Source organism: Paenibacillus sp. 22594, assembly GCF_052044425.1.
In the GTDB taxonomy this organism is placed as follows: domain Bacteria; phylum Bacillota; class Bacilli; order Paenibacillales; family Paenibacillaceae; genus Paenibacillus_AQ.
Window position 1 is genome coordinate 65,116 of sequence record NZ_JBQENA010000005.1, and the last position, 14,368, is coordinate 79,483.

The window sequence follows — 14,368 nt, forward strand, 5'->3', positions numbered from 1 at the left end:
TTCATTGCTATTTCCGATACTCGCCGCTAAGAATGTGCTCCCACCACTCTGCATGTGCTGTGTACCATTGTATAGTCTGAGCAATTCCGGTCTCAAACGTGTACGTAGGCTTCCAGCCTAATTTCTCCAGCTTTGTAGGATCAATAGCGTAACGTTTGTCATGTCCCAAGCGATCTGTAACAAATTCAATCAAGTCATCAGATTTACCCAGAGTATGGATGATAGTCTTTACTACTTCGAGATTTGTACGTTCATTATGGCCGCCTACGTTATATACTTCACCGCTTACTCCTTCGTGCAACACTAAGTCAATAGCAGCACAATGATCCCAGACATGCAGCCAGTCCCGAATGTTTTTGCCATTCCCATAGACAGGAACCCTCTGCTCGTTCAGAACTTTAGATATCGTCAGTGGAATCAACTTCTCCGGGAAATGGTAAGGACCGTAATTGTTAGAACAACGAGTGATATTCATTGGTAAGCCATATGTTTCATTATAAGCCCGAACCAGCAGATCCGATGCCGCTTTACTGGCACTATACGGGCTATTAGGCTGCAAGGGAGTTTCCTCTGTGAAGAAGACAGTAGGATCAAAATCCAGTTCCCCATACACCTCATCCGTCGAGACATGAACAAATTTGGAGAGCCCTATCTTCCTAGAAGCATCCAGCAACACTTGTGTCCCCATCACATTCGTACGAACGAATACAGCCGGATCAGTAATAGAACGGTCTACGTGACTCTCTGCTGCGAAATGCACGACATAGTCAAACTTTTCTTGTTCAAAAAGCGATATAACTGTCTCACGGTCGGCAATATCTGCTTGAACAAACCGATAGTTCTCTCTGTCTTCAATCTTTGTGTGCTTCGTCAAATCACCAGCATAAGTTAACAAATCCAGATTAACGATATCGTAACTGGAGTATTTACCAACCATGTATTGTACGAAGTTGCCGCCTATAAATCCAGCACCGCCGGTGATCAGTAATTTCTTCCTGCTCATTCTAAGCACCTCAAATTCAATGAATTCTTCTAACAATCATAAGTAAAATTCAAATTAGCATCCCTCAATAATGGAGCCTGCTCATCTTTGCCGGATAAAATCGGTGCCACATGTATAGGCCATTCAATACCAATAGCATGGTCATTCCAAAGAATCCCACCATCACATTCCGGTGCATACAGCTCATCGCATTTATATTGAACCTCAACATCCTCAGTAAGAGTCATGAACCCATGTGCAAAACCCTTTGGAATCAACAACTGCTTCTTGTTCTCCGCACTCAGCTCCATACCGAACCAATTACTGTATGTAGGGCTACCTTGTCTAATATCCACAGCAACATCGAATATTACTCCACGCGTGCAACGAACAAGCTTGGTCTGCCCTTTAGGATTAAGTTGAAAGTGTAAACCGCGAAGTGTTCCTTTGGCAGCGGAATAAGATTGATTATCCTGTACAAAAGTAATATCAATCCTCTGCTGATTAAACTTGGTATCACTAAAAGTCTCCATGAACTAAACGCGATGGTCCCCGAATACCGCTGGTTCCACGATATATACGCCAGCCAGTCCTGTTTCCGTTAACTTCATTTCTTCCACACCTTTACTGCTTAATATTGGTTCTTCCCGGTAGCTACTTTAATCAAATATTGACCGTACCCAGTCTTGCTCAGCTTCTGTCCGCAGCTCAATAAATGTTCTTTGGTAATCCAGCCGTTAATATAGAATATTTCCTCCAGATCTGCCATTTTAATCCCTTGATGGTCTTCAATCGTTCTGACAAAATTAATTGCATCCACAAGACTCTGATGAGTTCCTGTATCGAGCCAAGTAAACCCGCGGCCGAGTAGCTCAACATCCAACTCACCAAGCTTAAGATAAGCTTCATTAATCGAAGTGATTTCAAGTTCACCTCTTGAAGAAGGCTGCACACTCTTGGCAATCTCTACGACCCGATTATCATAGAAATACAATCCAGTAATGGCGTAACTCGACTTCGGATGAGTCGGTTTCTCTTCCACGCTGAGCAATTTACCTTCATCATTAAATTCTACCACACCAAAACGCTCCGGATCTTGCACATGATAGCCGAACACAGTCGCTCCATACTCTTTATCCAAAGCACGCTTTAGCATCTTTCGAATACCATTTCCATAGTAAAATGTTATCGCCAAGTATCATTGCCACAGATTCATCACCAATAAACGTTTCACCCAAAATAAAAGCCTGAGCTAAACCGTCAGGACTAGGTTGAACTATGTATTGTAAAGAGATGCCAAACTGAGACCCATCTCCTAACAAGCTTTCAAACCTTGGGGTATCCACAGGCGTGGAGATAATCAGAATGTCATTAATTCCGGCCAGCAACAAAGTGGATAATGGGTAGTAAATCATGGGCTTGTCGTAAACAGGTAGGAGTTGTTTACTGGTTACCATGGTTAATGGATAGAGGCGCGTTCCACTGCCTCCGGCCAGAATAATGCCTTTCATCCTTTTGCAAGATCACAAAAAGCGTCTGGAATTGGTTTTCTTGCCGCCCTATAGTCCGCAATTGAACCTTGTGAAGGGACTTTGGAAATGGCTGAAATCTGATGTCATTAACAACGTGTTTTAAGACTTATTTCCTTGCATGCTTAACCTTGAAAAATTCTTTTTTAGTGCAATAAACTGAAATATACAATATGGTAATAAAATTAAAATATCAGATAAAACTACTACTATCCAATCATTATATAAACTAACACCTATATAAATAAAGATAAATTTAAATAGCACTCCTAATGAGTAACAAACTAGCTGCAACTTGATTTCTCCTATACCGCAAGCAAATGTAGAAAGAACGCTTTGATAGACAAAGACACTTCCAAATGTAGCGAATATTATACTTTTAGTATAATCAATCATCACAGTGCTTTCTCCTAGCCAAAAATTTACTAGAGGTTGCAAAAATGGTATAACAAGAAATTCAATCAATATTACAAACAATACTAATTGATGCATCAATTTAAAATATTTATTAATCCATGAGATGTTTTTTTCTTCACAAGCTTTTGTAATAGCAGACCATAATGGTGTTAGTGCGAGAGTGAATAACATCCCCGGTATAGAAAACAATCTATAATATATTTGATAATCCACAACACTTTTTGGGCCTATATAATTCGTTACTAATATTGAATTAGTTCCAGTTATCACCATATACATGATTTGGTTCAAAAAAAACATACCGCCCAGTTGTAATATGCCACTTGCAGCTTTCTTACTAAGATATCTATAGCTTGGAAATACTCCCTTTAAGCTCGTTAAAAAAACGATTACAGTGGTTATAAAAAGTGGAATGTTAACGCATAGTAAATACACAACTGACAAGATTTTTAAATTACTTTCAATATCAACAGAATTAAAGAGCAAAACAAAAACCAATTGTGTTGTACTTGTCATTAATGTTATTAAGTTGTTTACAGCTGATTTTTGGATTGCATATAATATAGAAGAAATTAAACCTAGAAAAAGTTGTAGCATTATAGTGTAAAACACACATTTCACAACAAAATGCATTGTGGAAGATGATATCAAATCGTCAGAAATATTAAAAATAGAATTCCAATTTATGAATTTGAATACACTCAATCCTATAAATGTCATCAAAAGAACTACACTACCAATTACAAAGTAAGCTGAAGAAATATATTGCCTTGCTTCATGTTTATTGTTCCTTACCAAGGCTCCTACAAGTTTATTACGCAATCCATTTCCTATTCCAAAATCAAAAGAAAGTATCCATGTTAGAACTGATAACACAGTGAACCATACTCCAAGTACATTTTTATCATCAAAATATCTTATATATGCAGGAAGACTAAAGAAAGATATTAATAATGCTCCACCTTTAATTATAAAAGCAGCTCCAATGTTTCTAAAAACCACTTTATCTTGCTCACTAGAAAAAAACCTCGAAAATAACCCCTTCATATTAAATGCTCCAATCATATATACAGCAAATGAATAAATTATAACTTACGATAACAGCTTTACTAATGATAAATCATCATATACTATAGTTTCCCAATCAATTTATCTAGACTTTGCTGAATCTTATTGTTATCTATATTTATTTTATTAATTCTTTGTTGCAGAAAATTATTTGCCTCTATAATATTATCTACACCATTGATACGAAGAGATCTATTAGTTAGCTTATTTAGAACTTTCTTTGATATTTCTATGATATTAGAGCAATAGTAGGTATAACGTATACTCAACTCATTTTTTGCAAAGCTATTACTGTGTTCAGTAATTATATTCTCAAACTGAGGATATTTTTTCAAACAATTAAACAATAATATTCCAATATTAAATTTATTTATTAATTCTTCTTTATCTAAATCTTTAATTGCAGCTAAAGCAGAATCTGCCCATATTGTTTCAACACTATAAAATTCAGGCACTAACTTAGACCATTCATAATTCTTTTGTCCACGAAAATGAGGTGCATCTACCAATCTTCCAGTATGTCTACCGGTTGCAGAGTCTGCAGAACCACTTTTACTACAAATTCCAGATATTGTTAATGGGAAATCTATTTTCACCAAATTCTTTACAGTGAGAGAAAGAGCTACTGATATATATATATCAGGGGATAAACCACCAAAATACCTACCTGTAAGAATCTTTATATTTTCCAAACAACTTTTCCTAACAATTCCATGATAAAGCTTTACCATATCCAAATATAAGTACCTTTGAGCACCTTGATTTAATAATTTCTCCACTTCACTTAATGGATTGCACCATTCTGCCTTAGAAGTAATCTTAGTGATGTTTAAATAACCATTATCAATACTTTCCTTCAAGGCTTCAGAATGGGGCCAGAAAAAGACAGCATTTAATTCTGGTTTTATTGCATCTACGTTATTCTTTTTTGCCCATTCTACAACACCAATAATCTGAGGCACAATACCATCATCATCACCAATTAAACACAGATACTCACCATCTGCTAGACTAACTGCGATGCTAAAATTATCTACAAACGAAACTATACCTTCAGTATAATTATATTTCAAACGTTTATTTTCTTTAAACCTGTGTAATAATTCCTCAAGTTTTCTCGTATCGCTATTATCTTGAACAACAACTTGTATTCTTTCATCGTCTATTTGTAGAATTTGTTCTACAGCTTTGTAAGCATATTTTTCTCTATTTTTCGTAGGAATTATAATTGATATTAAATATTGATCTCTCATTATTCTTCTACCTCTCTTAAAGTAGCGTAAACAGTATTATCTTTCTATTTTAGAATATTGCTTTTTCCACACAACATTATTCACTATCCCTGTATAACTTTGAATAATTTTCAAAACTTTCAAACTTACATTCTCATCAATATAATTGGGTACACTTTCACCAATTTCATTGTTGTTATACATGATCACAGCCATATCAACAGCTTGTAAAACCTCTTCTGCTGTAATTCCACCAATAATAAGATTCCCTTTGTCTAATGCTTCAGGACGCTCAGTGCTCGTTCTTATAGATACAGCTGGAAATTTAAAGTAGGAGGCTTCTTCAGCTATAGTACCACTATCAGATACAACACAAAAAGAATTAAGTTGTAAGTTATTATAATCGAAGAAACCAAACGGCTCTAAATTACGCACATTTCTATGAAATTTAAAGTTTCGTTTTTCTATAAACATTTTACTTCTTGGATGAGTACTATATATTATAGGAACATTGTACTTTTGTGCCATTTCATTAATTGAATTCATTAATTCAAAAAAATTATATTCATTATCTATGTTTTCTTCACGATGGGCTGATAAGAGTATGTACTTCCCTTTTTCTAATCCCAACTCTACAAGAATATTGCTTTTTTTTATTTTATCAATATTTGATGTTAAAATCTCAGCCATTGGTGAACCTACCACATACGTTCTTTCTTTTGGAACTCCCTCATAGTTAAGATTGTTCCTCGCATGTTCTGTATAACATAAATTCACATCACTTGTATGATCTACAATTCTACGATTTATTTCTTCAGGTAAATTTTCATCGAAACAGCGATTTCCCGCTTCCATATGAAAAATGGGAATTTTCAGTCTTTTCGCTGAAATTGCACAAAGACATGAATTTGTATCACCTAAAATCAAAACTGCATCCGGGTTCTCTTCAGACATCAATGCATATGTCTTTGAAATAACATTCCCCATTGTTTGCCCAAGATCATCTCCTACTACATTAAGATAGTAATTAGGTTCTCTGAGACCGAGTTCATTGAAGAATACTTGATTCAAAGCATAATTATAGTTTTGCCCCGTATGTACGAGTATATGTTCAAAATATCTATCACACTTCTTAATAATTTCCGACAATTTGATTATTTCCGGGCGCGTACCCACAATTGTCATAACTTTTAACTTTTTCAACTTACGCCCCCCTAAAATAGTGTGGATATAGATCCTTGTGCAAATATATCCAATCTTTCATCTCTATAATCATTTGTTCATAGTTTGGAACCTCAAAGGAGAAATCTGTTCTTTTATTAACTAGCGATTTATCTATATTGACAATCGCATTCGGAATAATTTCAACCTCATTTTTCCTGATATGATAGTTTAACAATTTCAATAGTTCCATTTTACTTATACTATCGTTATTAACAAGATTATAAATTCCAGATATATCATTATTAATTGCTTCTTCCATAGCCTTTGCTAAAGTTAATGTTGTAACCCCGGTCCAAATCGCTTTGGTGTATCCATTAATTACACCGTCTTGTTTCATAAACCAATTAAACAAACCGATCCCATCTCTGTTTAAATCAGGACCAATAATTGAATTGCGAAATGTAAGATTCTTCTTATCAATAACTTCACCTAAAGCTTTTGTTCGGTCATAAAAAGTTTCTCCGTCAGGAAAACTCTTTTCATCATAATTCCCGTCTTTCCCCGAAAAAACACAATCGGTACTCATATGAATCAGTTTTGTCTTTGTTTCTTTTAAAGTATCTGCAATCAGATGTGGTAAGTAACTGTTTAGATAAACAGCTCTAGATGGTTCCAAGTCACATGAAGAATTCAAGACACCAATGCAATTAATTACAGCATCATATTTATTTTTTTGTAATACTGAAATAATTAATTCTTTATCCATTGCATCCCCATTTATATTTTTGCAGTAAGGGAATTTTTTAGTGGAAAAAGCAGTAACATCATGACCTCTCTCTTGCAGATATAATGATATAGTATGTCCAGCCATTCCAGTTGCACCTAAAATTAAAACCTTCATTTTCCTGATTTCCATGCTTCTAATTCCTCTCTAATAAAACTTAAAGATAGAAGTCTCTCTTTTACTTCTTCAATACTAAGTCTATAAGTATTATGAGAGTTATACTCGTCGATTGTTGAAAGTCGCTTGTCACCTTCAATAAAATATTTATCATAATTCAAGTCTCTATTGTCCGCCGGAACAGTATAGTAACTATCCATATCTTGGGCTTTAAAAAACTCTTCTTTTGTCAAAAGAGTTTCATACACCTTTTCTCCATGTCGTGTGCCAATTACTTTAATTTCATGTTCAGGTGCGAACAACTGGCACAAAGCTTCTGCCAATTGTCCCACTGTACTAGCGGGAGACTTCTGTACAACGATATCACCTGTTGAAGCATTCTGAAAAGCATAAATCACTAGTTCAACAGCCTCTTCGAGGCTCATTAAATAACGTGTCATATTTGGATCGGTAACCGTAATTGCTTGTCCAGACTTAATTTGCTGTACAAACAAAGGAATTACAGATCCTCTTGAAGCCATGACATTACCATATCTAGTAACACAAATTGTAGTTTTCTCTGGTGCTATAGTTCTGGATTTTGCAATAATAATTTTTTCCATCATAGCCTTAGATATCCCCATTGCATTTATGGGATATGCAGCTTTATCTGTAGATAAACATATACATTTCATCACTCCATATTCAATAGCCGCAGTCAGAACATTCTCAGTCCCAAGAATATTAGTCCTCACTGCCTCAAGAGGGAAAAATTCGCATGACGGAACTTGTTTTAGTGCAGCAGCATGAAACACAAAATCCACACCATGCATTGCATTCCTTACACTTGCAATGTCACGTACATCACCAATATAATATTTGATTTTATCATTTTTATACAACCTGCGCATGTCATCTTGTTTCTTTTCATCTCTAGAGAAAATACGAATTTCAGCAATATTAGTATCAAGAAAACGATCAAGAACAGCATTACCAAAGCTGCCAGTACCACCAGTAATTAAAAGTGTCTTATTTTTAAACATTATTTCCTCCAAATTTATTTATAGTATTGAAAATACTTTAATTAACCCCAAAAAAAACTATAATTTTCTGTACCTGCACCAGGACCAATAATAATAAATTGAGCAATTATTAATATAATGACTATTGCACTTACCAAATTGCGTGTTTTCTCATCTCCTATTCTATTGATGGTATGCGGTAACAACAAAACTATAGAAAATATAAAATAATAACCAATTCTAAAAAAGTTATCATAATCTAAAGACAGCATAGTTATTATGATTCCAAGTAATGTTAAGTTATACATCTGATAATTTTCTTGACTTTCATCGTTAGTCTTTTTCCTTAAAATTAAAGAAAAAATATAAATACCTATATATATCAATAGAAGAGTTGAACCCGAATTATTATTTCCATTACTTAGTTGTCCATCATACTGTTGAAAAAAAGATAACTTCAAAGCAATTTCAACCAAACTATTATTCGTTACATAATTAAAAATAAAGATAAAAGGGACTGCAAAACTTATGGATCCAATTCTTTTTATTTTAGCGAAAGGATATGCAATTAAAAATATCAATGCACTTTTGTGAAATAACGAAGCAATTAAAACTAGAATTAGAAACTTTATTGGTTTTTTTTCTTTAATGAAGTTGTATGAAAGCATAATTATACTCCATGCAACTGCTTGACGAAGTCCAGATAAAGTAAATGAATAAAACCTTAATCCAACAAATAGCACAAAACTCAAAAGAGGATTAACAGAATTTTTATAAATAAACACGGATAAACAAATTATAACGATAGCCGTAGTTACTACAATCATAAATTGAGGATCCGTATTAATGTAGGTGAGTATCTTTAACAAATAATAAAAAAATGGATCTCTTGAAATAACAGTATTTGATAAAAATATCTCCTTAAAGGATATATTTTGTAGTTGTAAATAACTTAATGAATACCCATTAACATCCGTTCCAACATTTATAGAACGTAGAGCTCCGTAAAGAAATAAAACAAAACCACTCCAAACAACAACCAATTTCAATTTGAATTTCTTATCTCTAATGTTAGAAACACCAAATCCGCCCAATAAAAGTAATACAATTAATAAGATGTGCACATTATGACCCCTTGATTATATTTTGATATAATTGATTGTATATCTTTATATATTCTAAGTTCATTTTTTCTTTTGAGTATATTATTTTCGCTTGTGATGAAAGGGTGGTGGATGTTTCATCGTTTTTCATATTTATCCATTCCATGATTTTAGCTTTAAGTGAATCTATATTTCCAAATTCAACAAACTCGCTATATTTCTCCAAGGATATAGACTCTGGAGCGCCAGCTTTGAAACCAATTACAGGTGTCCCGCAAGCTAGAGACTCTGCACATACCATTGAGAACGTTTCACGTTTACTAGTCAAAATTGTTAAATCTGCTAATGAGTAATATTTCGCTAATTCAATTTGATTGTTAACACGTCCAATATTAATAATATTGTCTGGAAGATTTAAAGTTAAGTTATGGCTCCCAATCACAATTATTTTAATATTCTCGTTTTTAAGCTCCTCGGCTAATTTAACAATAAATCTACCACCTTTTATATCATCATCCTCCATGCTGAAACCTGCAGTTACATGAAGTAAAACTTTCTCTTTAGATAAACTATGTTTATTCTTTAAGTCTTTATTGTCTTGAGGATAAAAACAATTTTCAGTATCAATACCATTACCAATGACGGAAAAATCAAAGTTTTGCAAGATCGGAGATTTTTTTGCTCTCTCATTTAGCCAATGAGATACTGATACAATATGCAAGTTATTAAACCCCTCAAATGCCTTCTTCATTTTAATCCAAGCAATATTTGTACGATCAAAAAAATAAGACTTAGTAGATTCCCATAATTGAGGACATTCTCCACAACCAGTCATCCATCTATTACATTCATATGCATGACCACAACTACCAGTATGCATAAATTCTGCGTGCAAAGTTAAAACAGTATTCATTTCATTTTTTTTTAAAAACTCAAGCAATCTATATATATTTACAAAATATCCATTGATACAATGGAGATGAACAACATCTGGGCTTTCATTTTTTATAAATGTTAACAATCTTTTAGTTGCGATTACTGAACCATTGTATTGTAACCCGGTAATACGCGATTTCAACGCATTAAATTTGGCCGAAGCCTCACCTGACATTTTGTAAATATTGAAATCATTGGTTTTCGGTCCTCTTCCATAGCAAACGATTGACTCCATACCACTTTTTAGTATCCCTTTATGAATCTCAGTTACTATCTTACCAGTGCTACCCCTGTTATAGACACAATTTACTTGTAAGATTTTCAATGTTAACTCCCTCCTCCGAATGAGGCTTCCAACATAATCTCATAAAATAATTTTGTATTTTCTTTAACCTCATGACGTTGTAACGCTAAGCTAATAGCATTATTAATGTAATTCCCTCTAAGTTCTTCTGATTCAATAATTTCTATCAATCTCTCTTTCAATTCCAATTTTTCGGTTACCACATAAGCTGCCTCATTCTCTAATAAGTATTCTATTGAAGATACATCTTTAGGACCATATGCTAATAAACAAACCCCGCTTCCTAATGACTCAGCTATTTTAGTAGACATAGAATATTGAGTTCGTTCCTTATCATCACTCTCAAATGATTCAACATGAATAATTATAGTGCTTGAACGTATTATTTCTTTTACTTTATATGCAGGAATAGCGCCATGAAAAACTATTCCATTCATTTCATTTAGGTCTTTAATTATGTCGTTTCTAGTCTCGGCAGAGTATATATCCAATAAAAAACCAATACTTTTCAGACACAACCCGATCTCCACCAAAGACCTCCATCTTCCACCTCCTAAATTACCTATATAAGATATCCTTAATACTTTGTTTGATTTCAAATCATCATTTCCGACTACTATTTCCGTTGAAGTCATAATAGCATGACCAGACTTATTAAAAATCTCAGAATACTCCCTTAACATTTTATCACTAGCAGTAATATAATTACTTAAGTACGAAAACATATTTGAAAATACTGATTTGAATACTCTTCTATTCAAAAAGTTTAATGACCGACCTTTATGTATAGTATTTACATAATAATCATCACCAAAAAAAACGACCAAAGGGATTTTTCTAGCATTACATATGTTTAAAGCTATTTTCATAGAAAAGCTATAGTCTCCAGCAGCAAAAAAAACTACTTCGGGCGAAAAATCTTCTAACCATTTAGACAACTCGTTTGATTTCCATTTTTTCGAGTCCCATATTAGATTCCTAAGGAAGTACATATAGGATTTTTTTTCTTTCCCAATTCTATAAATATCTGATTTAATACCTGTATCAAAATTATTGGAAGCTGTATCCAACTTAACATCATTTTTATTTAAAATCTCACCAGGCATTTCAAACTTTAGTATTGATTTAAGCATCTCAAAATCAGTAATTCTAAAATAATTATCACAGATGTCAGAATTAGGAAACTCCATATGGAAATACAACTGTGCGATTTCATTTTTCCCCCAGCCATAAAAAAAAGAAGCTAACGTTTTCCCCATATTAGAGGTTGTACTAAATGCATTATGGCTTATTACTAAAACTCTTGGAAAGATCTTATGATCCACTTATTCGCTCTCCTTAATTAATAGCCTTTTCCAGAATAGTCACCTAATATTTGAATTTATGCCCAAATGCACCATTTAACTATAAGATATTCACACAAATATAACACCTTATTATTTCCTTAAATATTTAATAGTTGTATTTATTATAAAATATACAATATACTTAATAGATGCAAAAAAATTCAATTGCATACTTTTTCTATAAATTCTCCACGTCCAAGTAATAGTCTTTAACTTATTTGAACTTATAGAACCATCAGTTTTCCTATACATTGCTAAGTTTTCTTGTATTCCAAAAGCGTTATAACCTCGTTTTAGTAAACTTAGCCAAGTCGCATAATCTTCATGATGAAGCAATGGCATTTCAATGGTACCTATTCTTTTATCGATCATAACAGTTAAACATCCAATAGCATTACCTTTAAGTAATTGTTTATAATCAATTTTCAAGGGAGACTTGATTATTTTATCCATTTTTTGTCCGTTATTATCAATTAATTCATAATCTGAAAAAGTGAATAACACATTTTTTTTTTTCATAAAGGTTAATTGAGTAATTAATTTATTAGGTTTCCATAAGTCATCACTATCTAAGAAGGCAACATAATCCCCTTTGGAACTTTTAATACCTAAATTCCTCGCAGTCGCGATTCCAGAATTATGTTCTAAGTTAATAATTCGAATTCTTTTATCCAAAGCTTTGTATTTCTCAGCAATTGCTTGAGTTTTATCAATAGAGCAATCATTAATAATTATCAATTCCCAATGTTCATGAATTTGATTAACAACTGAAAGTATCATTTCCTCAAGAAATCTTTCCCCATTGTAGACCGGTGTAATTATTGATACAAAATCCCTCATAAAAGATGCACCTACAGAATAAGTTTTGTGAACCAAATGGTTTAACTCTCGCACAAGATTAATGACTGTTCAAATTCAACAACATTATATGCAAAATCCATATACGAAGACAATTCTAAATCAATTTCTAAATTCCCGAAAACTTTATTTAGGGTCACAAAATTAAAATTCCCACTAAAATGCTTAATTAAAAAACCCAAAAAGGTAGATATAAAAATTTTTTTCGAATTATTCTTTGCAATTAACCTTACTAAATCCATAGTATTGACATATTCCTTGTTCTGGGGAAAAAACAGTCCTTCTGATTTAAAAACTACTATAAGTCTTATGAATTCAGAGAGATTATCAATATATAACATACTTCTACTGTTTTTAACTAAAGGAAATATAGGGGTTTTCAATAATAAAGATTTCAGTTTGGAAAAATTCCCAGGACAATCCGGGCCATATATCATAGGAGCTCTAATAATTGATATACTAAATCCCTGTTCCCTGAGTTTAATTAATCCAAACTCAGCATTCAACTTGCTTTCCCCATATAAACTCTTCGGATTGTATTGTGTTTCTTCATTGATAATAGTATTTTGTTTTATAGACCCCTCAATACCGTACACTGATATGCTACTCATAAAAATAAAATGAGGTACTCCTGCTTGTTTCGCTTTATTCGCAAGTTCTAATGTAAGTTCAACATTTACTCTTTTATACAGTTCCTTCATTTCTGGGGATTCCTTTTTGTGTACAACAGCAGCCAAATGTATAATCACATTACACAGAGAAAAGTCTCGATCTCTCCAACTCTCTTCTCTTAAATCTATGGTTTCAATTTCATATGAATCTGGCCATTGCCTTAACCATTCTTTTAGCTTTCGACCTATGTATCCATTACTCCCCGTAATTAAGACTCTCATAAAGTATGCTCCACAGAAATCCCAGTTTCATTCTTCCCTTCAATAACACCTTCACTTTTAAATACTTTTTGAAATGTTTTCAGGAAAATTTTCAAATCAAATAAAAATCCGATTTTCTCAACATATTCACCATCAAGTTTTACTTTTAAATCTATAGATAATTCATCTCTACCATTAACTTGAGCCCATCCAGTCAATCCCGGTTTGATACAATTAACTAAATGCTTATCACGTTCTCGTATTAAATCATTTTGATTCCATAATGCAGGTCTTGGTCCAACAATACTCATATCTCCCTTAATTATATTGAGTATTTGAGGCATTTCATCTAAGCTTGTCTTACGAAGTAATCTCCCGATTTTGGTAATATGAAGATCAGGGTTCTCCAATAAATGTGTTGGCATATCATTAGGTGCTTCAATGTACATAGTTCTAAATTTTAGTATATAAAATTCTTTTTTCCCTTTCCCTATCCTTCTCTGTTTAAATAAAACAGGACCTTTAGAAGTGCATTTAATGATGATTGAAATCAACAAAAAGAATGGAAACAATATTAATAGTGCAATTGATGAAATAAAAATATCTATCAATTGTTTAATTATCAAATAAGGCCTCATTCATTCACCTATTTTCT

The 14,368-nt window shown here is 33.0% G+C and carries 12 protein-coding genes and 3 pseudogenes; 1 reads left to right on the plus strand and 14 read right to left on the minus strand.

Annotated features, from left to right (window positions below):
• Window positions 1–7 precede the first annotated feature (7 nt).
• From rfbB to rfbA, 3 genes and pseudogenes are all read right to left on the minus strand, one after another.
• Window positions 8–1,003 carry a dTDP-glucose 4,6-dehydratase gene (rfbB, locus tag ACTJKB_RS17570; protein ID WP_440835707.1) on the minus strand — a complete coding sequence of 332 codons (996 nt, stop codon included), beginning with the start codon at window positions 1,001–1,003 and terminating at the stop codon, window positions 8–10.
• A 29-nt stretch (window positions 1,004–1,032) separates the two neighbouring features.
• Window positions 1,033–1,593: pseudogene (gene rfbC / locus ACTJKB_RS17575) on the minus strand (dTDP-4-dehydrorhamnose 3,5-epimerase).
• A gap of 20 nt (window positions 1,594–1,613) precedes the next feature.
• Window positions 1,614–2,493, minus strand: a pseudogene (gene rfbA, locus ACTJKB_RS17580) (glucose-1-phosphate thymidylyltransferase RfbA).
• On the opposite strand from rfbA, the pseudogene ACTJKB_RS17585 reads away from it, so the two are divergent.
• Window positions 2,480–2,614 (plus strand): annotated as a pseudogene (locus tag ACTJKB_RS17585) (transposase); the annotation flags it as partial. The pseudogenes rfbA and ACTJKB_RS17585 overlap by 14 nt on opposite strands.
• On the opposite strand, the gene ACTJKB_RS17590 reads toward ACTJKB_RS17585, so the two are convergent.
• The 11 genes from ACTJKB_RS17590 to ACTJKB_RS17640 form a co-directional block, all read right to left on the minus strand.
• A complete protein-coding gene (locus ACTJKB_RS17590) occupies window positions 2,614–3,975 on the minus strand; it encodes a hypothetical protein (RefSeq protein ID WP_440835709.1) in 1,362 nt (453 codons plus the stop codon). The pseudogene ACTJKB_RS17585 and the gene ACTJKB_RS17590 sit on opposite strands and share 1 nt — an antisense overlap.
• Window positions 3,976–4,058: 83 nt before the next feature.
• Complete coding sequence (locus tag ACTJKB_RS17595; RefSeq protein ID WP_440835711.1) at window positions 4,059–5,249, minus strand: glycosyltransferase; 1,191 nt, start codon at window positions 5,247–5,249, stop codon at window positions 4,059–4,061.
• 36 nt (window positions 5,250–5,285) lie between these two features.
• The gene (gene wecB / locus ACTJKB_RS17600) at window positions 5,286–6,431 is read right to left on the minus strand and encodes a non-hydrolyzing UDP-N-acetylglucosamine 2-epimerase (RefSeq protein WP_440835712.1); all 1,146 of its coding nucleotides are present in this window, start codon (window positions 6,429–6,431) and stop codon (window positions 5,286–5,288) included.
• Between the two features lies 1 nt (window position 6,432).
• The gene (locus tag ACTJKB_RS17605; RefSeq protein ID WP_440835714.1) at window positions 6,433–7,308 is read right to left on the minus strand and encodes an SDR family oxidoreductase; all 876 of its coding nucleotides are present in this window, start codon (window positions 7,306–7,308) and stop codon (window positions 6,433–6,435) included.
• A complete protein-coding gene (locus ACTJKB_RS17610) occupies window positions 7,290–8,315 on the minus strand; it encodes a polysaccharide biosynthesis protein (protein WP_440835716.1) in 1,026 nt (341 codons plus the stop codon). Before ACTJKB_RS17610 ends, ACTJKB_RS17605 begins: the two co-directional genes overlap by 19 nt.
• A 41-nt stretch (window positions 8,316–8,356) precedes the next feature.
• Window positions 8,357–9,418 (minus strand): EpsG family protein, encoded by a 1,062-nt coding sequence (locus tag ACTJKB_RS17615; RefSeq protein WP_440835718.1) that lies wholly within the window; start codon window positions 9,416–9,418, stop codon window positions 8,357–8,359.
• Window position 9,419: 1 nt separating this feature from the next.
• Entirely contained in the window at window positions 9,420–10,658 is a 1,239-nt protein-coding gene (locus tag ACTJKB_RS17620) for a glycosyltransferase (protein ID WP_440835719.1), read from the minus strand.
• Window positions 10,659–10,660: 2 nt separating this feature from the next.
• A complete protein-coding gene (locus ACTJKB_RS17625) occupies window positions 10,661–11,962 on the minus strand; it encodes a glycosyltransferase family protein (protein ID WP_440835720.1) in 1,302 nt (433 codons plus the stop codon).
• A gap of 111 nt (window positions 11,963–12,073) precedes the next feature.
• On the minus strand, window positions 12,074–12,823 hold the full coding sequence (locus ACTJKB_RS17630; RefSeq protein WP_440835721.1) for a glycosyltransferase family 2 protein: 750 nt from the start codon (window positions 12,821–12,823) through the stop codon (window positions 12,074–12,076).
• A 41-nt stretch (window positions 12,824–12,864) separates the two neighbouring features.
• Window positions 12,865–13,734: an NAD-dependent epimerase/dehydratase family protein gene (locus tag ACTJKB_RS17635; protein ID WP_440835722.1), complete on the minus strand. Its 870-nt coding sequence runs from the start codon at window positions 13,732–13,734 to the stop codon at window positions 12,865–12,867.
• On the minus strand, window positions 13,731–14,351 hold the full coding sequence (locus ACTJKB_RS17640) for a sugar transferase (protein ID WP_440835723.1): 621 nt from the start codon (window positions 14,349–14,351) through the stop codon (window positions 13,731–13,733). The genes ACTJKB_RS17635 and ACTJKB_RS17640 overlap by 4 nt, the downstream gene beginning before the upstream one ends.
• Window positions 14,352–14,368 lie beyond the last annotated feature (17 nt).